Raw genomic sequence first — 25,109 nt, 5'->3', positions numbered from 1 at the left:
CGGGTTCGGCGGACCGGGTTCAGTCCGCGGACCGGCTCGCCGCGGCCTTGGCGCCCTTCTTGAGGTAGCCCATGTCCTCGAACACCGGCGCCTGGAACCCGAACGCGCCCGCGTTGGCGAGGTTCTTGCGTGCGGCGACGAGCTGGGGGCGCTGGTAGAGCGGGATCGAACCGGCCTCCGCCCAGATGTGCGAGTCCGCCTTGCGCAGCAGGGTCCGGGCCTCGTCCCGGTCCAGTGTGCCGATCGCCTGGTCGAAGAGCTGGTCGACCTGGTCGGTGCCGACGCGGGTGTAGTTCTGCGCCACGCTCAGCGAGCCGTCCGCGGCCGGCACGGGCTTGGCGTAGATCGGGCGCGCGTCGGTCGCCGGGAACGCCGAGGCCGGCCAGGAGTACAGCGCGAGGTCGTACTGCCCGTTGGCGATGTGGTCCTTGAAGTAGCTCTCGTCGGGGACCTTGGTGATCCGCGTGCGGATCCCGACCTTGTCCAGCATCACCGAGATCCGGTCGGCGACGGTGCGCAGCGACTGGGCCTCCGGCCCGGCCGGAACCACGAAGCGCAGCGTCAGCGCCTTGCCGTCCTTGGCGAGCGGCCGGGAACCGGCCTGGGCCGGGGCGGCCGTGCCCTTGGGGGCGTAGGCGCCGGGCGCACCGCCCTGCAGCCGGCTCATGTCGGCCTGCTGCCGGCCGTCCCGCGCGAGGTGGTGACCGCTGTCGCCGCTGGTCAGGGCGCGCCCCGCGCCGGCCGGCGGCTTGTCGTCCTCGCCGACGACGTACGTCCCGTCGTCGTCATCGCCGGACTCCTCCGCTTCGCTCCCCTTCTCCTCCTTCTCCGAGGTCTTGGACTTCCCCGAGGCCTCGGGCTTCCCCGATTTCTCGGAGCCCTCGGACTTCTTCCCGCCCCCGCCGGACTCGTCGGCCTTCTTGCCCTCCCCGCCGGCCGCCTCCTCCTTCTCGACCGGGCCGCCGGACACCCAGCCCGCGTCCGCGAGCAGTGCCTGCGCCTCCGCGGTGTCCTGGCCGCCGAGCGCGCCGCTGCCGTCGGCGTAGTCGGCCTGGCCGGACAGCGCCAGGTGGCTGTCGACCGGCACGGCGGGCAGTCCGAGCGGGTCGAGGACCAGGTGGGCGATCTCCTTGCGGTCCAGGGCGCGGGCCACCGCGCGGCGCACCCGTTCGTCGGCGAGCGGCCCGTCGGCGCCGTTGAGGGCGAGCTGGGTGTAGGCGGGTTCGAAGGAGGTGCGGATCTCGAAGCCGCGCAGCTCCTGCTGCTTCCTGCCGTCGGCGGTGGTGGCGGCCTTCTTCGCGCTCGCCTTGGTCTCGGCGTCGGCCGCGTCCTCGTCGGAACCGTGGGTCACCGCCCAGGAGCGCAGCGCGGCGGCCGCGGTGTGTCCGCCGCCGTGTCCGGCGAGCGGCCCGGCGGCGCCCTTGGCGGCATCGGTGACCTGCCGGGCGGTGTTCGGGTCGATCTCGGCCAGGTCCACCGTGCCGGCGGCGAGCGCGGCGGCCCGCTTGTCGCGCGGGACGGCTTGCAGCACGATCTTCTTCAGTTTGGCGGGGTGCCCCCACCAGCGCGGGTTCCGGGCGAGGACGACGTCCTTGCCCTTGCGGTCCACCTCGGCGACCTTGAAGGGGCCGGCGGTGAGTTTCAGCGTGCGGCGCGCGTCGTCGTTGAAGGAGTTCGGGGTGCCCATGACCTCCTTCGGGTACAGCGGGGAGAACAGCGACTGCCAGTCGGCGTACGGCCGCTTGAAGGTGACCCGGACCTCGAGGTCGTTCGCGCCGCGCTCGATCTTCTCGATGCGGTCGTACCCGGCGTTGCGGGCGGTCCAGTACGCGGAGTCCTTGCCGGACAGGGCGCGCCACTGGGCGGCGAAGTCGGCGGCGCCGATCTCCCGGCCGTCGCTCCAGACGGCCTGCTGGTTCAGCTTGTACAGCACGACCTGCTTGGGCTCGGTCTCGATGACCTTGGCCGACTCCAGGTAGTCGGGATTGCGCTGCGGCCGGCCGTTCCGGTCCATCCGGTACATGGACGGCAGGACGGCCTGCGCGACCCGGTGGGTGGTGGCGTCGGCGTCCGCCTGGAATGCGTTGAAGGTGTCCGGTACATCGTCCACGGCCCAGCGCAGCGTGCCGCCGTCGGCGATCAGACCACGCGCGGCCGGGGCGATGTCCTCGCCGGCGAGGGGTTTGCCGGCCCCGTCCCCGGAACTGCAGCCGCTGAGGACGGTCATCGCGAGCGCACCCGCGGCGAGGAAGGCGGCCGAGCGCGTGACCGCGCGCGGTGTGACGCCGACGTAGGACATCTCTGGTTACCTCCGGGGAGCGGCTCCCGCCGGTGACACAGGTAAGTTCTGATCACGTTTGGCGGTATTTGGAGTTGATCAGATCTACGCACCCACTGAAGAGGAAAGGATTCGCCGTTCGGTGGCGACACGGCGGCGGGCGGCCGAAACCCCACTCGTGCGGAGCAAGGGCCGAACGCTCCGGCGCATGCGGAGTCCCGCACCGGCGCACGCGCCGGTGCCCGGCGTCCCCGCAGGGCCGGCCGTCCCGGACCCGGCAATCCGGCAACCCGACGTTCCGGCGCACCGGCGCACCGGCGGGGCGACCACCGGAGCGTCGCCCTACCGGATCGCCCCGGCGTGTCCGGTTCGCCGCGGTCCACGCGCCGGGCCGGGTTCGCGTGCCGAGTTCGCGTGCCGGGGCGTGGCCGTCAGTGCGCCCATCCCGCCCGGTACGCCTCCCAGTCCGCCTCCGTCGCCGCGAAGTCGACGTACAGGGCGACACCGAAGCGCTCGCGGTCGGCGTCGGTGCGGGACAGGCCCAGGCGCACCCCTCGGACGGCGGCGGGCACGGTCTCGGCGGAGGCCCGGTGGCCGAACCGGTCCTCGTGGAAGAAGGGCAGACCCATCAGCAGGTCGGTGGTGGGCGGGGTGACCTCCAGGGCGAGCGCGGTCTGCTGGGCCACGTAACCGCCGTAGGTGCTCTCCCACTGCTGCATGGTGTCGTACGACATCACGGCGATCTGGTCGACCCGGCGGGCCACCTGCCCGAAGAACTCCTGCGACCACCACTTGGGGTGGCCGGTGAACGCCCCGAAGACGGAGTGCAGGCCGGGCAGCGGGTCGATCTGGTGGGAGGCGACCGACAGGGGGACGCCGCGGGCCCGGGTCTCGCGGTGCAGCCGGTCCAGCAGGGCGAGGTAGTTCCGGTCGCCGGAGTGCAACGGCTCCAGGTCGAAGTGGACGCCCTCGAAACCGCTGTCCAGGACCGCGCGTGCGGAGCCGAGGACGGCGTCCCGGGTCGCCGCGCGTTCCAGGTGCATCCCGGTCGGCCCCTCCGTGGCCAGCCTGTCGCCGAGCCACGCCTGCACGCGCACGCCGGGCATCTCCCGGTGCACCGCGGCGACCAGCCGACGTGCGCGGGGGTAGGCCGACGCCGGGAGCGTGCCGTCGTCCTCCAGCGGCCCGGCGTGCACGTAGAGGTCGCGGACGCCGGTGCCGTGCAGCCGGTGGGCCAGTGCGGCCACGTCGGCGTCGTCCTTGCGGCCGTCCACCCATGCGTGACCGAGCCAGAGTGCGTCCCGGCCGCGGGTCAGGGTGCCTTCGGCCGGATCGCCGGTGTAGTCGACGCGCAGCGCGATCTGGGTGGCGAGGAGGGGCAGGAGCAGCAGCAGGAGGACGCCGAGAACGATGCGGCGTGGCCGGCGCCACCGGCGCCACCTCCCGGGGCGGGTCGGGGCGGGTGCGGCGGGTCCGGACCCGCCGGCCGACTCCGGCGCGGTGGTCACGCCGGTGGGTGCCGCCTCGGAGCGGGCGGCCGGGCCGGTCGGCTCGGCGTGTTCCTCCGTCCCCGTCCGGTGCCCGTCGGCCTGTTCCGACCGTTCCATCCCGGCCCTCCCTGTCACTCGTTCGGCGTCTTCCCCGCGGGGCGGGCTCCCGGCCCGGCCGGGCCGCCCCGGGGACATCCCGGTCGCGCCCCCGCATCACCGGCCATACGCTCCCGAATGTGACGTCCTCCAGGAACGGGCGGCGCCCCCGGGCGTGCGACCGGTCGCGTCCGCGCGACCGGTCGCACATATCCCTGCGGGTGGCCTGGGCCGCGCTCGGTGGGACGAGTGCGGCCGTGTGGCTGGTGCTGCCGGTGATGACGACGCCCGCGGACGCTCCGGTTGCGATCACCCGGACCGCCCCCGCCGCGGGAGCCGCCGCGGCGCAGCAGGACGAGACGGACCCGGTCGACCTGGCGCTGCCGCTGCTGGCCGCGGGCGCGGCGGTCGTCCTCGGCGGTTACGCCTACGTGCGGCGCACCCGGCGGGCACGGAGCAGGACGACACCGGGGGCGGGCGCTGCGCCGGCTCCCCCGCGGGCCGCGGTCGGAGTACTGCTGCCGCGACCGTACGTGCCGACCCCGGACGAACTCGACGCGCAGGCCCGGGCGGCGCTGGTGGAGGCCGACGACTGCGTGCGGGCGAGTGGTGAGGAACTGGTCTTCGCCGAGGCGTGCTGCGGCGCACCGGCGGTGGAGCCGTTCGCCCGGGCGGTGCGGGAGGCCGAGGCGGAGCTGTCGGCGGCGCTGCGGATCCGGCAGCGGTACGACGAGGGCGTCCCCGCCGGCGAAGCCGCTCGGCGGCAGGCGCTCGCGGGCATCGTCGGCCGGTGTGCGGAGGCCGGACGCCGGCTGGACACGGAGGCGGCCGCCTGGGACACGTTGCGCGACCTGGACCGGGACCCGGGACGGGCACTCGGCGCGGCGGAGGCCCGCTTCCGTGCGCAGACCGCCCGCACCGGCTCCGCACAGGCCCTTCTCGAGGAGTCGGGCAAGCGGTATCCGCCCGCTGCGAGCGCCGCTGTCACGGGCTACGTCGAACAGGCCAAGGACCGGCTGGTGTTCGCCACCGCCCGGCTCAACGGCGCCCGGCAGGCGGCCGACCGGGGCGACGCCGGCCGCGCCGCCGGCGAACTGCGGTGCGCCGAGGCGGCGGTGGTGCAGGCGGATGTGCTCCTCACCGCGGTGTTCCGCCTGGCCCGCGAACTGGACTCGGCCGGGGACCTCCTCCCGGCGGTCCTGACCGGTGCGGAGGCCGAACTGGCGGCGGTCCGCGCGCCCGGGGCCCTGCCCGGCGTCCCGCCGGGCGCCCTGCGGTCCCGGGTGATGCACGCCGATGCCGTACTGGCCTCCGTACGGCAGGAGGTGACCGGCGGGCGGGCCTTCGATCCGCTCGACGCGCTGCGGCGGATCGTGCGGGCCCTGGCTCCCCTCGCCACCGGCCGGACCGGGGTGCTCGGGGCCGCGGCGCGGCTCACCGCCCGCAGCACCACCGCGGCGGCGGCCGACTTCCTCGGCACCCACCGGGCCGCGGTCGGCGCCGACGCCCGCACCCGGCTGGCGGCGGCCCGGGCGCTGCTGGACGCCGACGGTCTGCCCGGTCTGGTGGAGGCCGACGACCTCGCCCGCGCCTCCCGGGACCTCGCCGAGGGCGATGTGCACCTGCACGGCAACCCGGCCCCCGGACGGTCCGGGCAGGAGACCGGCGCGGCCGGGGCCCTGATCGGCGGCGTCCTGCCGCCCCGCGGTTTCGGAGGCCCGGCCACCCGCGACCGGCACCGGCGGCCGGAGACGGAGCCGCCGTCGGACCTGCGCGGCGGCGGCGCGACCGGCCTCCCCGGTTGACCGCCGGCACCGCCCGGAGGTGGGACCGGCCGGGGGTGCGGGCCGGACCGGGTGGACCGGCCCGCACCCCTGGCTGGCGGACGGCCCCGACCGGGTGGACCGGACCGGCCAGGGGACGGCAGCCCCGACCGGGTGACCGGACCGGCCAGGGGACGGCAGCCCCGACCGGGTGACCGGATCGGCCGGGGGTGCGGGCCGGTTCAGAACAGGCTCAGCAGCGCCTCCGCCGGGTCCCGCAGGCCCGTCCCGCCGTCGGGCAGGGGGAGTTCGAACCACACGGTCTTGCCGCGCGGGGTGCGGCGGGAGCCCCAGGCCGCCGAGAGCAGGCCGACCAGTTGGAGGCCGCGGCCGCCCTCGTCGGTGTCGCGGGCCCGGCGTCTGCGCGGCTGGACCAGTCCGGCGTCCCAGACCTCGCAGACCAGGGTGCGGTCGAGGAGGAGGCGGAGGCGGATGTCGCCCTCGCCGTAGCGGAGGGCGTTGGTGACCAGCTCGCTGACCAGGAGCTCCGCCGTGTCGACGACGGATTCCATGTCCCAGTCGAGCAGTTGCGCCCGGGCGTACTCGCGGGCCCGGCCGACGCTGCGCGGCTCCCTCGGAAGGGTCCAGTCGCCGACGGAGTCGGCGGGCAGTCCCTGCACCCGGGCCATCAGCAGGGCGATGTCGTCCTCACCGTGGTGGGTGTCCAGCGTGTGCAGGACGTGGTCGCAGACGTCCTCCAGGTTGGCGGCGGACTCGGCGTGCGGTGCCGACGCCCGGGGGCCGCCGGACGCCGTGGTGCGGGAGCGGTCCGTCAGCGCGCCGACGAACGCCTGCAGCCCCTCGTCCAGGGGGTGGTCGCGGGACTCGACCAGCCCGTCCGTGTAGAGGGCGAGGAGGGCCCCTTCGGGGAGTTCGACCTCCACCTCCTCGAAGGGTTCGCCGCCGACGCCGAGCGGCATCCCCGGCGGCACGTCCAGCATCAGCGCGGACTCCCCGGGTTCGACCAGGACGGGCGGCAGATGGCCGGCGTTGGCGAAGGTGCAGCGGCGGGTGACGGAGTCGTAGACGGCGTAGACGCAGGTGGCCAGGTAGACCTCGGACAGGTCGGCCTCGCGGGGCCGGCGGGCGGCGCGGGTGGCCTGCTGGACACCGCCGGGCGTGCCGAGGCCGCGGGCGATCTCGTCCAACGCGGAGAGAACTTCAGCCGGTTCGAGGTCGAGCAGGGCCAGGGTGCGGACGGCGGTGCGCAGTTCGCCCATGGCGACGGCGGCGCGCAGTCCGCGGCCCATGACGTCGCCCACGACCAGCGCCGTGCGGTGGCCGGGTAGTTCGATGACGTCGAACCAGTCGCCGCCGACCTCGCTGGGCCGTCCGGTGGCGGCGTTGCCGGGCAGGTACCGGCAGGCGATGTCCAGGCCCGCGGCGACCGGGTCGCCGGGGGGCAGCAGGGAGCGCTGGAGGATCAGCGCGCGCTCGTGCTCGCGCCGGTAGAGGCGGGCGTTGTCGATGCAGACGGCGGCGCGGCTGGCCAGTTCGACCGCCAGTTCGCGGTCCCGGTCGCCGAAGGGCTCGCTGCCCTTCGTACGGGCGAACCGGGCCAGGCCGACGACGGTGTCGTGGGCGACCATCGGCACGGCCAGCGTGGACTGCACGAGTCCGCCCTCCGCGGCGGGGAGGTGCTGCGGCCGGGCGGTCCGCAGGGCGTCCGCACTGGGCGAGTTGAACGGGTAGTGGTGGACGGCGCCGACGGCGATCGGCTCGCCGGAGCCGTCGCGGAACGGGGCGTCGGAGACGGCGCTGGCGAAGGCGACGCGGCGCACCTCGGCGCTGCCGTCGGCGAGCCCGGCCGCGGTCTCGTCGCCGGTGAGCAGGCCCTGGTAGAGGTCGACGCTGGCCAGGTCGCAGAAGCCGGGGACGGCGACGTCGAGGAGTTCGCGGGCGGTGGTCTCCAGGTCCAGGGAGTTGCCGATGCGGGCGCCGGCCTCGTTGAGGAGGGCGAGGTTGCGCCGGGCGGCGGCGGCCTCGCGGGCGGCGGCGCGCCGGGCGGTGATGTCGGTGCCGAGCCATGCGATGCCGATCGGGCGGCCTGAACCGCTGTGCACCCGGTAGAGGTTGACGGACCAGTGCCGGCGGTCCTCGGAGCCCGGCACGAATCCGGTGACGTGCATGTCGGTGATGGAGTCGCCGGTCTTCAGGACCCGGCGCAGGGTGGCCGAGACCCGTTCGGCCTCGGGCCGGGACAGGTAGTCGTGGACGTCCCTGCCGCGGTGGTCGTCGGGGACGCCGCCGAAGATGGAGGCGAACCGCGCGTTGGCGCGGCGCACCTTGAGTTCGGCGTCGATCAGCAGGAAACCGAACGGCGACTGGCCGAAAATGGCCTGTGACGCGGCGAGGTCGGTCTCGATGCTGCGCAGGGTGCGCACGTCGACGACGATGCACACGGCCGCCTTCTCGCCGTCCTTGTTCCGCGTCGGCATCACGTAGACCTCGGCGATCCCGTCCTCGCCGCGCCCTCCGCCGCTGTCCGTTGCCCGGAACGGGACCACGCCGGTCCACTCCCGGCCGTCGAGGATCTCGGCCATCTTGCGCTGCCCGCGCTCGCGCAGGTCGGGGTCGACGAACGCCTCGATGGGGTCCATGCCCACGGCACGCGCGGCGGGGACGCCCAGGGTCTGCTCGGCCCGCAGGCTCCACTGGTCGACCAGGCCGTCGGGGCCGATGGAGAAGGACGCGACTTTGATGTAGTCGTAGATCGAGCCGGGCGGGCTGCTCTGCCACAGCGTGTCGCCGGGCCGGCCCCCGGTGGCGGCCCCGCCGGCGGCGGCGCGGGCGAGTGCGTCCGTGGCGTCGGCCGCGAGAGTGTCCGCGGCCCTGCTGCTCGCGCCGTCCGACGGGTCCTCGGACTCCGTGGCCTTCGCTGGTATCTCGCTCACGCGAACCGTCCCCTCCAGCTCACCGCGTCCGGCACCGGTCACCGGCAACGGCTGCCCGCAGTATCCAGCACTACGGCGCCGCACGACACGGTGTTCACGATCACAGCACGGTCCAGATGTTTTTTGGACCGTCCTGCGAGAACACTTCCACTCTTCTAACCAGCGGACACGTCGTCGAACCACTCTTCGGTCCACCGGCCCGCACCGGAGTCACGGCAGCGGACGGCCGCACCGGGAGTGACTCCTCTTGCGGCCGCCCGGCTCCGTGCGCCGTGCCGTGTCACCGCTGCCGCCGTACGTACCTCCGGTTCACCCGGAGATCGTCAGTTCGAACCACACCGTCTTGCCCACTTCGCCCGGACGGGTGCCCCACCGGCGCGAGGACGACGCCACCAGTTGCAGTCCCCGGCCGCTCTCGTCCTCGGGCCGGGCGACGCGTTCGCGAGGCGGGTCGGGAAGCGGGTCGGAGACCTCGACCAGCAGTCCCCGGTCCGGGGCATCGGGGCGTACCAGCCGGACTCCGATGGGACCGGTGGAGTGTCGCAGTGCGTTGGTGACCAACTCGCTGACCAGCAGGGCGGCCAGGTCGCCGAGCCCGTCGAGGTCCCAGTCCCGCAGCCGGCCCCGGACGCACGCGCGAGCGGCGCGCACGGCACCGGGTTCCGCGGGGAAGGTCCACTCGACGCAGCCGCCGTCCGTGTCGATCACGCCGATCACTTCCCAGTCGCGCGCATCCACCCATGTCTCGTTTCCTGGCGTCAAAAGCCACATACCCCCTATACGGGGTGAAGTACCGCTCGCCGGACGTCACGGTGGCACGAACGGCCTACCGCGAGCGGCGGCAGCGGCACCGGGACCTCGGCCGGTGGAACTCCCCGGGGCGGGGCGGGCAGGCGCGCGCGGGCACCGGCATGCGGAGGGGGCGGAGCCCGAGGACCGGGGCCCGAGGACTGGGGCCCGAGTGCTGGAGTCGGCGTCCCGGGGGCTCCGCGGAGCCGGGCAGCGGGCTCATCGGGCTTTCTCCTGCCGCCGGCCCTCCGGGCAACTCCCGGTGGCCGCTCCGTCACCCGTCCGTTCCGGAGCTGCGCACGCGAACACTCCGGAACGCCGGACTGAGGTCACCTCAGTTCGCCGCCGGCCCTGAGGTCGTCGAAGAGCAACCGGTCGACCGGTGGGACCAACGGACGGTCCGCGTAGGAGAACCAGGCCATCTCCTCGATCTCACTGCTGACCGCCAGGCTCCCCCGGTAGTCCGCGGTGTAGCAGCTCATACGCACCACGGCGCCTCCCGGCAGATCGGGCGCCTCGGCCTCGTACGTGCCCACGTGCAGCGCACTGTCCGGGTCGAGGAGCACGGTCAGCTCCTCCTCGACCTCGCGGAGCAGGGTCTCCAGGTCGCTCTCCGCGCCTTCCCGCTTGCCACCGGGGATGTAGAAGACGCCCTTTCCCCGGGGCCTGGCGCAGAGAATCCTGCCGTTCTCCACCCGCACCCACGCCACCGTGTCGATCAGGACCGCCATCACTCCGCCTTCGCCGTCCGGAACCCAGGTCGGTCAGGACCTTAACGAGGCGGGCGCGCGTCCGCCGGGCCGGCCTCACCCTTCCAGGGTCGCGACCGCCTCGGCCGGCCGGCGCTTCTCCTCGCAGCCCGTCACGCGCGCCGGGCGGCAGGCGCTGCTGCTCGCCGGGGAGCTGGGGCTCACGGCCGGCGGCGCTGCTCGCGGGCGGGCCGTGGGTCATGCGGGCGTTCGGCGGTGCAGGCGCGGCGGCCGAGGCCGGCGCACTCTGCCTCCGGCGCCTGGGGCCGTACCTGGTCCTGCTGGCCTGTCTCATCGTGCTGGGCGGGGCGTTCGAGGGCAGCGGCGGCAGTCCCGCCCTCGCGCGGATCACCACGTGCGGGGTGACGCTTCAACTGGCGCTCGCGTACGGCCTGTCGGGGTCGGGGCTGCCCGGCATCCGCGTGGCCATGGCGGCGTCGATGACCCTGCAGTGCGCGGCCGTTGCCAGGACGTACGGCGCACGGCGCTCCCGACGACCGGCGGCCGCGACGGCGGGCGACGGAGGAACTCCGCCGCCGCGTCCGACGACCCCGCACCCGCCAACCCCGCACCCGACAGCCTGCCCGCCCCGTGAACGCCGGGCAGCTTCCACCGGCCGGCCGGTACGGGGGCCGCTGCGGCGCGCGGCGAGCAGCCCGCCGCCCGCGAACAGGGCGACACCCGTTTCCACGGCAGGTTCGGTCAAGCGAGGGAGCCTGCGGCGGTCGGCGGGAGGTCAGTTGCGGGTGCCGTCCGCGTTCTGCGTGATGCGCTCCACCCAGTAGAGCTGTTTGTGACCGCGGGAGTCGAGGCTGTCCGCGATCTTCTGGGCCTCGGCCCGCGTCGCGTACCTGCCGACCCGGTAGCGGTTGCCGTTGTCGTCCTGCCGGACCACGAGCCAGGGAAGAGAGACCGTGCCGTCGTTCATCGCGCCCCACCGCTCCTTCCCGCCCCGGCACGCCCGTGCTCCGGCCGCGGTCCACGCCATGCCCCGCCCGTTGAGGAAACCGCAATCCGCATATGCCGGAGCCTACGCCTTGCCTTCACACAGCGGATACGGGTTCTCACAAAGAGGTACGCAACCGGCCAGCACGGGAGGGGCACACCGAGACGGGTGCGCCGCCCCCGGGCAGCGCAACTCCCGCTCGGAGACGTGCCGGGGACACGGCGGGCCACCTGCGAAGACGACCGAAACGCTACCGAGGGGTACGGAGGCGCACGCCCCCTCGGGCGGCGGATCACGGGCCTGGAGGCCCGTACGCCCTTTCGCTCCCCCGGCGCCGGCCCCGCGCCAACGGGGCCGCGCCGGACCATCGCCCGACCGGCGCGCTATCTGACCGGCAGGTGGTAGGCGACCCGGTACCGGTCCGCCGGGATGACCACGTCGGCGGTCTCCACCGCCTGTCCCGAGGCGTAGTACGTGCGCTGGACGACCATCACGACATGGCCGGGCACCCCGCCGAGGACGAGCAGTTCCTCCGCGAGGCCGGGGCGGGCGCCGACCTCCTCGGTCACGTTGTCCACGATGAGGTCGATGGCGCGCATCCGTTCGACGACGCCCATGCCGCCCAGGGGGCCCTCCTCCGGCAGCATCACCGGCGTGCGGCCGGTGAGCGCGAGCGGCTCCCAGGAGGTGGAGAGCATCACCGCCTCGCCGTTCTCCCGGAAGAGGTACTTGGTGCACATCACGCGGTCGCCCGGCCGGAGGCCGAGCCGCTCGGCGACTGCGGTGCTCGCCGTGGTCTGCTCGCTGCGGGACTCCCAGGTGCCCCGGGCATCCGCGTCCGCCTGCTCCTGCCGGAAGGGGGTGGCGCCGCCGTCCGGGCGGTAGCCGGAGCGCGCGATCCGGCGCGGCACGGGCCGTTCGCGCACATAGGTCCCCGATCCCGATCGGCCCTCGACCAGCCCCTCCGCCATCAGCACCTTGCGCGCCTCGAGCGCGACGGTGTCCGAGACGCCGTACTCCTCGCGGATGCGGGCCTGGGACGGCAGGCGGGCATGGGGCGGCAGCGAACCGTCGACGATCTTCTTGCGGAGATCACCCGCGACACGCAGGTACGCCGGTTGCTCACCGAATGTCACTGGCCGCTCCCATCAGGTTGTACAGACAGCAACAGCCTGGCAACCGTGGGTTCCGCCCGGCAAGCAAAGGCCAAGGAATCACTCGATGTGATGACATGTGGCGGGGACGGGTTTCAGCCAGGCGTTTTCTCCCCGCCACGGCCCGCGATCACACCTGGAGACCGTCCTCCCCCGAACCGCTGCCGTCTCCCGAACCGGCCCCGCCCTCCGAACCGGCCCCGCCCTCCGAACCGGCTCCGCCGTCCGGCCGGCCCGCGAAGTCGGTCGGCCGGGAGGTGGCCAGGCCCAGCGCGCGGCGCGCGGCGACGGCCGGCGGGCCGCCCAGCCGGTCCCAGCCCGCACCGTACCGGGCGTAGAAGCTGTCGGCGTCGGGGGCGGCGGCGGCCTTCACCCACACCGTGCGGGCACCGTCCAGGTCCTTCGCGTAGGCGGCCACCGGGGCGCGCGCGCCGGCCGGCCAGTCCCGCCCGCGCAGCGCCGCGGACTGCCGGGCGAGGGCGCGGCCGAGGTCGCCGGCCCACGACCGGTTGGCCGCCAGGTTGTTCTCCGGCAGGTCGCCGGGCTCCGCGTCCAGCACCCGCTCCACGTCGAGGTCCGCCTCCAGGAAGGCGAGTTGGGCGGAGTCGAGGGTGGTCCGGTCACGGCGCAGCGAACCGGTCAGGGAGGCGTGCTCGTCGCTGTTGGCGAGGATGCAGGTGACCTCGCGGTCACCGAAGCGCCAGCTCTCCCGGGACGGGCCGAGGTAGTACACGTCGACCTCGTCGGTCCGTGCCCAGCGGTCCATGACGTAGTCGTCGACGCGGTCGGAGCAGGTGGACCCCGCTTCGTCGTCGACCGCGCCCGAGCCGGGGAAGGAAGCGCCGGTCAGCTCGAAGGTGTGGAACACCTCGCCGTCGTGCTTACCGGTGCAGGGCACCTCGTCGGCCCGGTGGAGGTCGCCCGCCATGCCGCCCGGCGCGTCGAAGCACTGGCCCTTGCTCAGCGAGAGGCTCGACTGCCGGCGCGCACCCTCCTTGAAGCCCTCCCACATGCCGCCCAGGCCGCCGGTGGCGAGCAGCAGGATCCACAGGCCGAGACCGACCGCGGACAGCACGGACCCGGCGATGGCCATGCCCTTGCCCCGTTCGCCCCGCCGGCGGATCTGGACCAGTGCGATCACGCCCAGCACCAGCCCGACGGCCGGCAGGCAGCACAGCAGGCCGAGGACGAGGGAGGCGACGGCGACGCCGTTGACCGTCGGGCGCCGGTTGTAGGGGCTGTAGCCCTGCGCCCAGGGCTGGTACGGCACCCCGTACGGCGCGTACGGGGTGCCCTGCGCCGGATGGGGCCCCTGCGGGGGGTAGGGCCCCTGCGGCGGGTAGGGCCCCTGCACCGGAGAGGGCCCCTGCGGCGGCGGGGCCTGGTAGGGGTTCGGCTCGGCGGGAGGCTGAGGGGGCCCGTCGGGCGGGGGTGTGGACACTGGGTGCCGTACTCCTGGTTCGGACTGGTCTGCGGGGCGGCCGAGGGGTCGTCCGGTACGGGACACATGTGCACACCGGAACTGACGTACGACTTGGCGCATGGTAAGCGGTCCGTTCCGGGCGCCGTGATCCGGCCGCAGCGGCGACCGCCCGGACGGTGAGCGCACCGGCCATCGACCGATCGCACCCGGCGACGGCCGCCCACAGCCGATGCGGCACGGCCCGTCCCGCCCGCCCGCGAGCAGGTCGGGCGGGCGCGGCGGGCGGTGGTGGAGGCTCCGGGTCCGGGCACCCCGCCCGGAGCGTTGAGGGCGGCTACGGGAACCGGACGGCCGCCGGCGCACACCTCCCTTACCGAAATTTTCATAGGCTGCCTATATAGGCATGTGATATTCACGGAGGGTGGATCACTCGAACACCCCGGAGGAGCGGCGGCAGACCGCGCGGGCGCTGGCCGACGTGGCGGCCGGCGTGATCAGGGCGGTCACGGACCGGCACGGCATGAGCATGACCGCCGCTTCGACGCTGGCCCGGCTGGAACGCGACGGCCCGGCCCGGCTCACCGCGCTGGCGACCGCGGAAGGCGTCGCACAGCCGTCGATGACCCAGCTCGTCCAGCGCCTGGAGCGGCAGGAACTGGCCCAGCGGATCGCCGACCCCGCCGACGGGCGGGTCTCCCTGGTCGCCATCACCGACACCGGGCGGGACCACCTGGCCGAGCGCAGACGTACCCGCGAGGCCCACCTGGCGGGTCTGCTCGCCGCTCTCCCCGACGAGGAGCAGCAGGCCCTGGCGGCGGCGATGCGCACCGCGCTCCCGCTCGTGCGGCGGATGCTCCAGGAGGAGACCGAGCCGCACCTCTTCCCCGAACGGCCCACCACCGGGAGCACGCATTGACCACCGAGGAGACCGAACCCATACCCGGCACCGCCGGCACCGGACGACCCGGCCGCAGGACCTGGATCGGCGCGGACCACCCGCACTACAAGTGGGTGGCGCTCACCAACACCACACTGGGCATCCTGCTCGCCACCATCAACAGCTCGATCGTGCTGATCTCGCTGCCCGGCATCTTCAGCGGCATCCGGCTCGACCCGCTCGAACCCGCCAACGTCAGCTACCTGCTGTGGATGCTGATGGGCTACATGCTCGTCACCGCGGTCCTGGTGGTCGCCCTCGGCCGGCTCGGCGACATGCTGGGCCGCGTCCGCATCTACAACGCCGGCTTCCTGATCTTCACCGTCACCTCCGTGGTGCTCTCCCTCGACCCCTTCCACGGCGGCGGCGGTGCGCTGTGGCTGATCGGCTGGCGGATCGTGCAGGCGGTGGGCGGTTCGATGCTGATGGCGAACTCCGCGGCCATCCTCACCGACGCCTTTCCCGCCCGGCAGCGCGGCATGGCCCTGGGCGTCAACATGGTGGCGGGTATCGCGGGGTCGTTCTTCGGGCTGGTGCTCGGCGGGGCGCTCGTCACCTGGAACTGGCGGTCGGTGTTCTGGGTCAACGTGCCGATCGGCCTGATCGGCACCGTCTGGGCGTACAAGTCGCTGCACGAGACCGGTGTCCGCAGGCCGGGGCGCATGGACTGGTGGGGCAACATCACCTTCGCGCTCGGGCTGACCGCACTGCTCGCCGGCATCACCTACGGCATCCAGCCGTACGGCGGCCACGTCATGGGCTGGACCAACCCGTGGGTCCTGGCCGGGCTGGTCGGCGGGGCGGGGATGCTCGCCCTGTTCTGCGTGGTCGAGTCGCGGGTCGCCGAGCCGATGTTCCCGCTGCACCTGTTCCGCAACGCCGCGTTCGCCGGCGGCAACGCGGCCACCCTGCTCGGCGCCGTCGCCCGCGGCGGACTCCAGTTCATGCTCATCATCTGGCTGCAGGGCATCTGGCTGCCGCTGCACGGCTACGACTACGCCGACACCCCGCTGTGGGCCGGCATCTACATGCTGCCGCTGACCATCGGCTTCCTTCTCGCCGGACCGGTGTCCGGGGTGCTGTCCGACAGGTTCGGCGCACGCCTGTTCGCCGCGGCGGGGTTCCTGGTGATGGCCGTGTCCTTCGCCGGACTGCTGGTGCTGCCCGGCGACTTCTCCTACTGGGTCTTCGCGGCGCTGATCCTGCTGAACGGCCTCGGCGGCGGCCTGTTCGCCGCGCCGAACACCTCGGTCATCATGTCGAGCGTGCCCGCGGACGCCCGGGGTGCCGCCTCCGGCATGCGCGCCACCTTCCAGAACGCCGGCATGGTGCTCTCCATGGGCGTGTTCTTCTCCCTGATGGTGGCCGGGCTCTCCGGCACCCTTCCGCACACCCTGGCATCGGGGCTCACCGCGCAGGGCGTTCCGGACGCGGCGGCCCAGAACGTCGCCGCGCTGCCTCCGGTGGGTGTCCTGTTCGCCGCGTTCCTCGGCTACAACCCGATCCAGCACCTGCTCGGCCCGGTCATCCTCGACCACCTGACCCCCGGGGCCACCGCCCACCTGACCGGCCGGGAGTTCTTCCCCCACCTGATCACCCAGCCGTTCCACGACGGGCTCGTCATCGTCTTCTCCCTGGCCATCGCGATGTCCCTGGCCGCCGCGGCCTGCTCGCTGATCCGCGGCCGCACCCCCGGCGCGCTCCCCGACCCGGCCCCCGCCTCCGGGGAACCGGCGCTGCGACGCCCCTGACACCGGCCGCTCGGCAGGGCGGGGGCGGCGATGTGCCGGGTGAACCGCCGTCCCCGCCCCGGCGGGGGACGGCGGGGCGGGGACGGCGGGGCGGGGGCGGGACGGCGGGAGGTTCCTAGTCGGCCGCCGCCACGACGGTCTCCTCCTCCTTCTCCTTCTGGGCCTCGGCCGTGCGCCGCTCGATGGCCGGGCCCAGTGCGAGCACCCCCAGCGGGGCGACCAGACCGGCCGCCGCGCAGAACCACCACAGGAAGGCGGGCCCGACGTGTGCGTAGACGGCGGTCCCCGCGGTCAGGGCGACGAAGCGCGAAGTGCCCCACAGCCACTGGAAAGCGCCCTGGTAGCGGCCTCGGGCGTGGTCGGGTGCGATGCTCTGGATGGTCGCCGAGTGGATGCCGCCGATGGCCGCCTCGCCGAGCGACCACACCGCGACGGTGCCGCCGTAGCTCCACACGTCGTCGGCGAGGCCGGTGAGCGCGACGCCGAGGGCGATCAGCCCCGCCGCGAAGACGTAGACGACGAGCGGCCGGGCCTTGGCGAGGACGGTGGTGGCGATGGGCTGCAGGATGACGACCAGGACCGCGTTGAGCGTGGCCATCAGCCCGAGCACCTTGGGCGAGAGGCCGTCGTCGCGGATCGCGAGCGGCAGACCCGCCTCGGTGAGGGAGTAGATGGCGAGGGTGATGCCGAACAGCGGCAGCAGCGCGCGCATCAGCGGGTCGCGCAGCACCACGCCGTAGCCGCCCCCGCCCTTGGCGGCGGTGGAGGGTCCGGAGCCCTTGCCGGCGGGAAGCAGACTCGCGGCGATCACGGCGAACACGACCGAGGTGGTCCCGTCGACGACGAAGAGCAGCCAGTAGCCGCGCGCGGCGAGGAAGCCGCCCAGGATGCCGGACCCGGCGCTGCCGATGTTGACCGCCCAGTAGACGAGCGAGAAGGCGTTGCGGCGGCGTTCCGCGTCGACGGACTCGGCGAGGAGCGCGTTGGCGGAGGGGCTGACCATCGTGCCGCAGACGCTCAGGGTGGCGGCCGCGAGCGCGAGCGTCACGAGGTTCGGCGCCGCGAAGAGCAGGCCGTGCGAGACGGCCGTGCCGAGAAGTCCGGTGACCATGGTCGAGCGGCGGCCCCAGTGGTCCGCGAGCAGCCCGCTGAGCAGCGGGCCCACCAGGGTGCCGACCCCCAAACAGCCCAGCACGTAGGTGACATGGGACGTGCTGACGCCCCGTGACCCGAGGTAGTAGACCAGGAAGGGAACTACCATGAAGCCCAGGCGGTTCACGATGGTCCCGCTGAATATGATCCAGGCGGTGCGCGGCAGGCCCTTGTACGAGGAGAACATGGCCGCATGATGTGCGGCTCGCGAGAGCCCGACAAATGATTCAGCCATGACTGAATGCGGGAGGGGTTCGCCCTGGCGGAGATGGAGTTCTCGGCGAGCGACCTGGCGCGCATGCGGTTCTCCGTCTCGCCCATGTGGGAGGTCGTGACGAGTTTCCGCCTGCTGCGCTCGGCCCGCCCGTCCGCCGTCCACCTGCCGTGGGCCGAGCAGGTGCGCCCCCGCCTGGCGGCGGCGGAACTGGACCGCGGCTGGCTCGCCGCGCTGATCCCTTCGAGCGGCTACTTCCCGGACTTCCTCAATCCCGTCCCGGCCGGGCACGCCCCCTCGCTGCGCGAGGAGCTGGACGCGGTGCAGGGCACGGCGACCGACGCGGTGCGCCGGGACCTGGACCACCTGGGGCGGCACCTGGGCGGGCCGCCGGAGCGGGTGCGGTCCCTGAGCGCCGACCCGGAGGGCCGGCTCGGCGAACTCGCGGCGGAGATCGAGAGGTACTGGGAGCTGGCGCTGGCGCCCTACTGGCAGCGGATGCGGACGGTCCTCGATGCCGACGTCTTCCACCGCGCGCGCCAGGTGGCCGAGTTCGGCGCGGGCGCCCTCTTCAACGGACTGCACGCCAAGATCAGCTGGGACGACAACACGCTGCGGCTCGTCCGCCGCCCGCAGACGCTGCACCGCACGACCAAGGGGGCGGGGCTGCTGCTCATCCCCTCGGTCTTCGCCGGGCCGGGCGTGCTCACCGTGGTGCGGGACCCGGAACCGCTGCAACTGGCCTATCCGGCACGCGGGGTGGGCCCCCTGTGGGAGCGGCCCGCCTCGTCCCGGTCCGCGGCGGTCGCCGCCGTGCTCGGCCGCTCGCGCACCCTGCTGCTCACCGAACTCCAGTCGCCCGCCTCCACCACCGAACTGGCCCGGCGCACCGGTCTGTCCGCCGCCGGCGTGTCCCAGTTCCTCACCGCGATGCGGGACGCCGGACTGGTCAGCGCGCACCGCGCCGGCCGGTCCGTGCTGTACGCGCGCACCTCGGTCGCCGACGAACTGCTCGGGACGGGACCGGGCTGAGGGACGGGACCGGGCTGAGGGGGCCCGCGGGCCGCACCCCTCTGCGTCAAACCCACTTCCGCACGGCATGGCCTCCCGTCCGCACGGCACGACCGCCGGCCGCCGCATGGCCGAGGGGCCGCCCGGGCCTCGGCCGGACGACCCCTCACCCGGTCGTCGTGCGTCCTGCGGACGCTGATGACGACTAGACGCGGATGACGACCTTGCCACCGGCGTCACCGCGCTCGATGCGCTCCAGGCCGTCCGGGACGAGCCGGTCCAGGGGGATGACGTCGTCGAGCGCCGTCGTGGCGATCTCCGGGTGGGCGGTGAGCAGCGCGAGCGCCTCGGGGAGGTCCTGGTCGCAGATGTGCACCTTCGAGGTGTCGAGCGTGATCTCCTCCAGGACCAGCCGGGTCAGGTCGAGCGGCGAGGGGTCGCGGTGGAGGCCGACCAGGCGCACACGGCCGCCCCGGCACACCGCGTCCATCGCCGTCACCAGGCCGGACGTCGCCCCCGAGGCCTCGATCACCACGTCCGCGCCGTGACCCGACGTCGCCTCCCGGATCGCGGCGCCCGCGTTCGTGCGCGAGGCGTCGACCAGCAGCCCCGCTCCGGCCCGGCGCCCCGTCTCCAGCCGGCCGGCCGAGACGTCGACGCCGATCGTCCGCACGCCGCGGGCCGCGCAGGCGGCCACCGCGAGGGACCCGATGCCGCCCAGGCCGATCACCGCGACGGTCCGGTCCGGCTCGGGGGTGATGCCGCGTACCGCCCGCAGCGCCACGGCGAGCGGCTGAGCCATGATCGCGACGTCGGGGGCGAGGCCGCCCACCGAACGGCTGATCCGGGCCGGGACATTGACCCGCTCGGCGAGACCGCCGTCGACGTGCAGCCCCAGCGTGTAGTAGCGCCGGCAGACGTTGGTCTGCCCGCGTGCGCACCAGCGGCAGTCGCCGCACGAGACGCCGGAGCCCGGGACGACCACGTCGCCCGGCGCGAAACCGTCGACGCCGGGCCCGGTCGCGACGACCTCGCCGACCATCTCGTGGCCGATGACGAGCGGGCCCCGGTGACCGCTCGCGAAGTGCGGCTCGGACAGCGGGATGAGGTGCGGGCCGGAGGCGAACTCCTCGACGTCGGTGCCGCAGATGCCCGCACGCACCACGGCGAGCTGGAGCTCCCCGGGCCCGGGGGGCGGGGGCGCGGGCCACTCCTGGACGCGGACGTCGCGCCTGCCGTGGAATACAGCGGCTCTCATATGACTGTGGTCTCCCTGGGACGGCGCCGAAGGCGCGCTCGGGTGCGGGGGCAGCGGGATCAGGCGAGGGGTGCCGGCGCCTCGTGCAGGAGCGCTCCGACGTGGGCGCCGTTGGCGACGTTCACGACGACGTCGCCGACGGCGGAGGGGATGGCCCGCACACTGCCGCCGATGAAGCCGTTGACGCCGGTGATGATGCCCCACACGGGACGGAACCGGTCCACCCCGCCGCCGGGGACCGGGACGGTCTCCTGTGCGGGCCGCACCCGCCGTTGCAGCACGTGCGGGCTGTCCAGCGCGGCGAGTACGTGTGCGCGCCAGGCCTCGGGGGTGAGGTCCTCGGCCCAGCCGAGGACGACGCCCTTGCCCCCGGACAGCGAGGTGGGTTTGAGGACGAGGTCCTCGGCGTGCGACAGGGCGTACTCGACGAGGTCCACGCGGTCGCCGTTCTCCAGCGTCACCTCCTCGCGGCGCACCCGGCGCGTCCACGGCAGGATGCGGTCGAGGCTCGCGAGGACCTCGGGCGCGAACAGGTGCCGGTTGCCCTCCTCCGAGAGCAGGGAGAGCGCCGCCTTGCTCGCGTAGGCGGAGGTGTCGAGCGGCGTGAAGATCTTCACCTCGCCCCGGCGCGCGGCCTCGAAGACGGGCGCGGTCAGCGCGGGTGCGTCCGGGCCCGTGACGTCGCGGATGAGGAAGGTGCGCACGATGATGTCGACGGGCCTGCCGGCGAGCCACACACGGCCGTCGCGCACCTCCAGCTGACCGAGGTGGCAGGGCGTGGCGTCGAGACCCAGCTCGCCCCAGCGCTCGCACAGCTGCGTCATGTAGGGCAGTTCGTCGGAGAACGCCGAGGGCCATTCGGTGAGGGCGACGACCGGGTGGTCCTCCGCCGAGAAGCCGCTCTCGGTGAGGATGTTGTGGACCTGCTCGCGGAGCGAGTCGACGAAGGTCAGCCCGTGGCGCTCGGCGAAGCGGGCGAGGACGGGGACCTCCAGGAGTTCGCGGCAGACGTCGACGTTGTCCACGCCGCCTATCGCGCTGCCGATGTTGAGTTCGAGGAGTTTGAAGCCGTTCCCGTCGCAGACCAGGTCGGCCCGGCTCTGGCGGGTCATCCGCTCCCCCCGGTTCTGCATGACCGCCTCGACCTGCGGTTCGGTGAGCCCGACCGCGCGCGCGAACGCGGCGAAGTCACCGCCGAAGAGCTTCTCCGGAAGGCTGTCCAGCGCCGTGAGGAGGTTGTCGAGGTCGGCGGCGAGACCGGCCAGTTCCTCGCCGCCCAGGAAGACCGGGCGTGCGAGCCACTTGCCCATGCCGTTCGGCTTGTCGCTGTTGAGGATCTTGTTCTGCGGCAGGCCGCCGAGCAGCTCCTCGCTCGACAGCCCCGCGGCCTCCAGCTCCTCAAGGTACTTCTCGGTCAACGTGACGCGGTCCATGTGGTGTCTCCTGATCGTGGTGCGGCGGGCAGGTGCGCCCGCCGCCTTGTCTCTGTGCGGGGTGCGGGGCGCGCGGTCACGTGGCGGCGGTGGGGGCGGCCTTCCCCGGCGCGGGCGCCGGCGCGGCGGCGAAGGCGACGGCCTCGGCCGGCAGGTGCCGCTCGACGCGAACCAGCACCAGCGCGCCGAGCGCCGCCGTGCCCGCCACGAGCAGCCACGGGAGGCGGCCGTCGACGGTGAGCAGTGAGGTGAACACCATCGGGCCGAGGGCGTAGGCCAGCGACCAGGACAGCTGGTAGGTGGCCAGGTAGCGGCCGCGCAGCCGCTGGGGCGCGGCGAACTGCGACAGCGCTCCCGAGGAGGGGCTGTACACCATCTCTCCCACCGTCATGACGAGGACCGCGCCGAGCAGTCCGGTGAGCAGGAGCGGCACGCCGTGCGGCCGGACGGTGCCGAGTACCACCTGGGCGAGGAAGGCGACGGAGAACAGGGCGGCGCCGCCGGCGGCGGCCCGGGGGCGGCTGGCGAAGCGGCGCCGGGCGAGGGCGGCGACGGGCACGCCGAGCGTCGCGCACAGCACGGTGTTGAGGAGGAAGGCGCTGCCGACGAGCCCGTCGGGCAGGTCCAGCCAGCCCGTCGCGTACAGCGGGAGGAGCGAGGTCAGCGCCGAGAAGCCGAGGGCGACGAGCAGGTTGGCGCAGACGAGGCCGAGGAAGGGCCGGTCCTTCGCGACGGCCCGGTAGCCGCCGCCGCGGGCGCGCGCGGCCGCGGCGGCCCGGGGAGGCGCGGCCGGGGTACGCGAGGCGAGGAAGCCCGCGGCGATGAAGCTCGCCCCGTTGAGCCAGGCCGTCACCGTGTAGCCGAAATCGCCCGCGGTGGCGATGACGATCGAGGCGATGAGCGTTCCGGCGCCGAGACCGGCGTTGCTCAGGCTGCGGCTGAGGGCCAGCAGGCGGTCCCTGTCGGTGCCCTCGGCGAGTTCGGCGAGCCGCGCGTTCTGGGCGGGCCGGAAGGCGCGGGTGCCCACCGAGGTGAGCAGCGCGACGGCGGCGAAGACCGGCAGTGAGCGGGCGAGCGGGAAGCACGCGAAGCTGGCCCCGCGCACCACGTACAGCGCGATCTGCGTGGTGCGGGCGCCGAAGCGGTCCACCACGACGCCCACCACGGGGACGGCGGCGATGGCGGCGAGACCCGTGGCGGTGAGCACCAGTCCGATCAGCGGCAGCGGCAGTCCCGTCACATGACGGAAGAACACCAGGCTGAAAGGGACGTACATGCCGGAGCCGACCGCGTCCACGGCGATTCCGGAGACCAGGGCGCGTTCGCCCGGGAACCGGGGGCGGAGAAAGGACATGCGTCTCCCAAGTGCGAGCCGGTGCACCGCCGGCTCCCGGTAGGTGCGGTCAGGCGGGCGGGAAGGTCAGGGCCGCCGCCAGGAAGGCGTCGTTGTCGGCGGGCAGGCCGAGGGTGACGCGGACCCCGCTGCCCGCCACCGCCCGTACGGAGACGCCCGCGCTCGCGCAGTGCGCGCCGAAGGCCGCGGCGCGCTCGCCCAGCGGGAGCCAGAGGAAGTTGGCCTCGCTGGCCGGCACGCGCCATCCGCGCTCGCCGAGCGCGGCGGCGACGCGCGCGCGTTCCGCCGTGATGACGTCCGTCCTCCTCGCCACCTCGTCGCCGGAGCGCAGCGCCGCGATCGCCGCCGCCTGGGCGACACTGCCCGCGCTGTACGGCAGGTACGCCTTGCGCAGAGTGCCGATGACCTCGGGGTGGCCGGCGGCGTAGCCGATGCGCAGCCCGGCGAGTCCGTACGCCTTGGAGAAGGTGCGCAGGACGACGAGGTGGGGGCGGCCGGTGAGGAGGGAGAGCCCGTCGGGGACGTCCGTGGCGCGCACGTACTCGTGGTACGCCTCGTCCAGGACGACGAGGCAGCTACCGGGCACGCGCGCCAGGAACTCCTCCAGTGCGGTGCGGCCGACGGCCGTACCGGTCGGGTTGTTCGGGTTGCAGACGAACACCAGCCGGGTGCGGTCGGTGACGCGTTCCGCCATGGCCGCGAGATCGTGCGTGCCCTCGCGCAGCGGCACCTCGACGGGGGTCGCCCCGGCGAGGCGGGTGAGGAGCGGGTACGCCTCGAACGAGGGCCGGGCGTAGAGGACCTCGTCGCCCGGTCCGGCGACGGCGGTGACGAGTTGCTGGGCGACGCCGACCGAGCCGCAGCCGAGTGCGATGCCCTCCGGTGCGATGCCGAACCGCTGCGCGAGCTCGGCGGTGAGGGCCCGGCCGGCGTTGTCGGGGTAGCGGTGGACGCCGGCGACCGCCTGCTCGACGGCGCGGGCCACCTCGGGCAGCGCGCCGAACGGCGTCTCGTTGGCGGCGAGCGCGTAGGAGCGGCCCTCCGGGGAGAGCGCCGGCGGCTCGGGCCGGTAGCTGACGAGGTGGTTCAGCGCCGCGCGGAACCGGGGCAGTTCTTGCGTGGTGGTCATGGAAAGCTGGTCCTCTCGGCGTCGTTCAGGGCGTGCGCAGGGCGTCGCGCAGCGCGGTACCGGGGTCGGTGGCCGCCGGGAGGTCGACGACGCAGCCGGCGGTGAGGGCTCGCCGCGCCTGCACCAGGTCCCGGGGGCGGTCCACGGTGAGGATCGCGCGCAGGTGTTCGTCCTCCAGCCACAGGACGGTCCACTCCGGGTCGTCCGGCGAGCCGCGCAGCACCGCCCGGTCGGCGCTCCGGTGGTCGCCCGCGTACTGCACCGTCCGGCCGAACTGGTCCGACCAGAAGTAGGGGACCGGGTCGTGGCACACGTCCTCGCCGAGCAACGCGGCGGCGGCCGGTTCGCTCGCCTTCAGCGCGGTGTCCCAGTGCTCGACGACCATGTGCCGCCCGTACCGCCGCGACCACCAGGCGGCGCAGTCGCCGAGCGCCACGACCTCGGGCCGCGCGGTCCGCAGGGACTCGTCGACGACCACGCCGCGCGCGATCTCCAGGCCGGAGTCCCTGAGCCAGCCGACCGCGGGGCGGGCTCCGACACCGACCACCACGACGTCCGCCGCGAGGAACCGCCCGTCCGCCAGGCGGAGTCCGCCGGGGTCCACCGAGGCGACGGCGGTGCCGCAGCGCAGGGTGACCCCGGCCGCCGCGTACCAGGGCGCGGTCCAGGCGCCGATCTCGGCGCCCACCGCGGCGGCGAGCGGAGCCCGGTCGGCCTCCAGGACCGTGACCCGGCACCCCTTGGCGGCCGCGACGGTGGCGACCTCGGCGCCGATCCATCCGGCGCCGACGAGCGCGAGGTGGGTGCCGGCGCGCAGCAGCGGGCGCAGCGCGTGCACGTCGTCCATGGTGCGGACGAGGTGCTGCCTCCCCTCGCCGGGCAGCCGGACGGGCTCGGCGCCGGTCGCGAGGACGAGACCGTCGAAGGCGAGCTCCCCCGCCGTCGTCCTCAGGACGCCGCCCGGACGGTCGTCGTGCAGTTCCAGGGCCTCGGCGCGCTCGCCGAGGCGCAGGTCGACCCCCAGGGCCTCCCAGTCGGTGGGGAAGGAGCAGTCCTCCTCCTTGCCGGCCAGTACCGCTTTGGTGAGCGGGGGGCGGTCGTACGGCGCACGGGTCTCCGCGCCGACGAGGGTCAGGGCGCCGCCGTGGCCGCGGGCGCGCAGGGCGCCGGCGACGTGCGTGCCGGCGAGCCCGCCGCCGACGACGACGATGTTCTCCAGGGTCAAGGT

18 protein-coding genes and 1 pseudogene are annotated in these 25,109 nt (G+C 74.2%); 5 read left to right on the top strand and 14 right to left on the bottom strand.

What is annotated here, in order from left to right; genetic code table 11:
* Positions 1-19 precede the first annotated feature (19 nt).
* Complete coding sequence (locus tag ACL02U_RS05655) at positions 20-2,299, bottom strand: ABC transporter family substrate-binding protein (protein WP_412789521.1); 2,280 nt, start codon at positions 2,297-2,299, stop codon at positions 20-22.
* Between the two features lie 410 nt (positions 2,300-2,709).
* The gene (locus ACL02U_RS05650; RefSeq protein WP_412789520.1) at positions 2,710-3,885 is read right to left on the bottom strand and encodes a hypothetical protein; all 1,176 of its coding nucleotides are present in this window, start codon (positions 3,883-3,885) and stop codon (positions 2,710-2,712) included.
* Between the two features lie 119 nt (positions 3,886-4,004).
* On the opposite strand from ACL02U_RS05650, the gene ACL02U_RS05645 reads away from it, so the two are divergent.
* Entirely contained in the window at positions 4,005-5,669 is a 1,665-nt protein-coding gene (locus ACL02U_RS05645) for a hypothetical protein (protein WP_412789519.1), read from the top strand.
* A 200-nt stretch (positions 5,670-5,869) separates the two neighbouring features.
* Here the strand turns inward: ACL02U_RS05645 and ACL02U_RS05640 are convergent, their stop codons facing one another.
* From ACL02U_RS05640 to ACL02U_RS05630, 3 genes are all read right to left on the bottom strand, one after another.
* On the bottom strand, positions 5,870-8,581 hold the full coding sequence (locus tag ACL02U_RS05640) for a SpoIIE family protein phosphatase (RefSeq protein WP_412789518.1): 2,712 nt from the start codon (positions 8,579-8,581) through the stop codon (positions 5,870-5,872).
* A 309-nt stretch (positions 8,582-8,890) separates the two neighbouring features.
* Positions 8,891-9,352, bottom strand: coding sequence for an ATP-binding protein (locus tag ACL02U_RS05635; protein WP_412789517.1), 462 nt, complete (start codon positions 9,350-9,352; stop codon positions 8,891-8,893).
* Between the two features lie 347 nt (positions 9,353-9,699).
* Complete coding sequence (locus ACL02U_RS05630; protein WP_412789516.1) at positions 9,700-10,101, bottom strand: NUDIX hydrolase; 402 nt, start codon at positions 10,099-10,101, stop codon at positions 9,700-9,702.
* A 142-nt stretch (positions 10,102-10,243) separates the two neighbouring features.
* Between ACL02U_RS05630 and ACL02U_RS05625 the strand changes: the two are divergent.
* Positions 10,244-10,652, top strand: a pseudogene (locus ACL02U_RS05625) (MATE family efflux transporter); the annotation flags it as partial.
* Between the two features lie 203 nt (positions 10,653-10,855).
* Here the strand turns inward: ACL02U_RS05625 and ACL02U_RS05620 are convergent.
* The 3 genes from ACL02U_RS05620 to ACL02U_RS05610 all read right to left on the bottom strand — a co-directional run bounded on the left by ACL02U_RS05620 (position 10,856) and on the right by ACL02U_RS05610 (position 13,660).
* Positions 10,856-11,047 carry an SPOR domain-containing protein gene (locus tag ACL02U_RS05620; RefSeq protein ID WP_412789515.1) on the bottom strand — a complete coding sequence of 64 codons (192 nt, stop codon included), beginning with the start codon at positions 11,045-11,047 and terminating at the stop codon, positions 10,856-10,858.
* Positions 11,048-11,448: 401 nt separating this feature from the next.
* A complete protein-coding gene (locus ACL02U_RS05615) occupies positions 11,449-12,201 on the bottom strand; it encodes a GntR family transcriptional regulator (RefSeq protein ID WP_412789514.1) in 753 nt (250 codons plus the stop codon).
* A gap of 148 nt (positions 12,202-12,349) precedes the next feature.
* The gene (locus tag ACL02U_RS05610) at positions 12,350-13,660 is read right to left on the bottom strand and encodes a DUF4190 domain-containing protein (RefSeq protein ID WP_412789513.1); all 1,311 of its coding nucleotides are present in this window, start codon (positions 13,658-13,660) and stop codon (positions 12,350-12,352) included.
* 403 nt (positions 13,661-14,063) lie between these two features.
* Between ACL02U_RS05610 and ACL02U_RS05605 the strand changes: the two genes are divergently transcribed.
* Positions 14,064-14,558, top strand: coding sequence for a MarR family winged helix-turn-helix transcriptional regulator (locus tag ACL02U_RS05605; protein WP_412789512.1), 495 nt, complete (start codon positions 14,064-14,066; stop codon positions 14,556-14,558).
* Positions 14,555-16,330, top strand: a complete 1,776-nt coding sequence (locus ACL02U_RS05600) for an MFS transporter (RefSeq protein ID WP_412789511.1) — start codon at positions 14,555-14,557, stop codon at positions 16,328-16,330. The genes ACL02U_RS05605 and ACL02U_RS05600 overlap by 4 nt, the downstream gene beginning before the upstream one ends.
* Positions 16,331-16,445: 115 nt before the next feature.
* Here the strand turns inward: ACL02U_RS05600 and ACL02U_RS05595 are convergent, their stop codons facing one another.
* Positions 16,446-17,669 (bottom strand): MFS transporter, encoded by a 1,224-nt coding sequence (locus ACL02U_RS05595; protein WP_412789510.1) that lies wholly within the window; start codon positions 17,667-17,669, stop codon positions 16,446-16,448.
* A 54-nt stretch (positions 17,670-17,723) separates the two neighbouring features.
* Between ACL02U_RS05595 and ACL02U_RS05590 the strand changes: the two genes are divergently transcribed.
* Positions 17,724-18,728 (top strand): ArsR family transcriptional regulator, encoded by a 1,005-nt coding sequence (locus ACL02U_RS05590; protein ID WP_412789509.1) that lies wholly within the window; start codon positions 17,724-17,726, stop codon positions 18,726-18,728.
* Between the two features lie 184 nt (positions 18,729-18,912).
* Here the strand turns inward: ACL02U_RS05590 and ACL02U_RS05585 are convergent, their stop codons facing one another.
* The 5 genes from ACL02U_RS05585 to ACL02U_RS05565 form a co-directional block, all read right to left on the bottom strand.
* On the bottom strand, positions 18,913-19,965 hold the full coding sequence (locus ACL02U_RS05585) for a zinc-dependent alcohol dehydrogenase (protein ID WP_412789508.1): 1,053 nt from the start codon (positions 19,963-19,965) through the stop codon (positions 18,913-18,915).
* Positions 19,966-20,024: 59 nt separating this feature from the next.
* Complete coding sequence (locus ACL02U_RS05580; RefSeq protein ID WP_412789507.1) at positions 20,025-21,398, bottom strand: hypothetical protein; 1,374 nt, start codon at positions 21,396-21,398, stop codon at positions 20,025-20,027.
* 76 nt (positions 21,399-21,474) lie between these two features.
* A complete protein-coding gene (locus tag ACL02U_RS05575; protein WP_412789506.1) occupies positions 21,475-22,752 on the bottom strand; it encodes an MFS transporter in 1,278 nt (425 codons plus the stop codon).
* 49 nt (positions 22,753-22,801) lie between these two features.
* Positions 22,802-23,881, bottom strand: a complete 1,080-nt coding sequence (gene hisC, locus ACL02U_RS05570) for a histidinol-phosphate transaminase (protein WP_412789505.1) — start codon at positions 23,879-23,881, stop codon at positions 22,802-22,804.
* A 25-nt stretch (positions 23,882-23,906) separates the two neighbouring features.
* Positions 23,907-25,106 (bottom strand): NAD(P)/FAD-dependent oxidoreductase, encoded by a 1,200-nt coding sequence (locus tag ACL02U_RS05565; protein WP_412789504.1) that lies wholly within the window; start codon positions 25,104-25,106, stop codon positions 23,907-23,909.
* Between the last annotated feature and the right edge of the window lie 3 nt (positions 25,107-25,109).

The organism is Streptomyces sp. MS06 (genome assembly GCF_047200655.1).
Taxonomy (GTDB): Bacteria; Actinomycetota; Actinomycetes; order Streptomycetales; family Streptomycetaceae; genus Streptomyces.
This window is presented reverse-complemented; position numbering and strand designations above follow the sequence as displayed.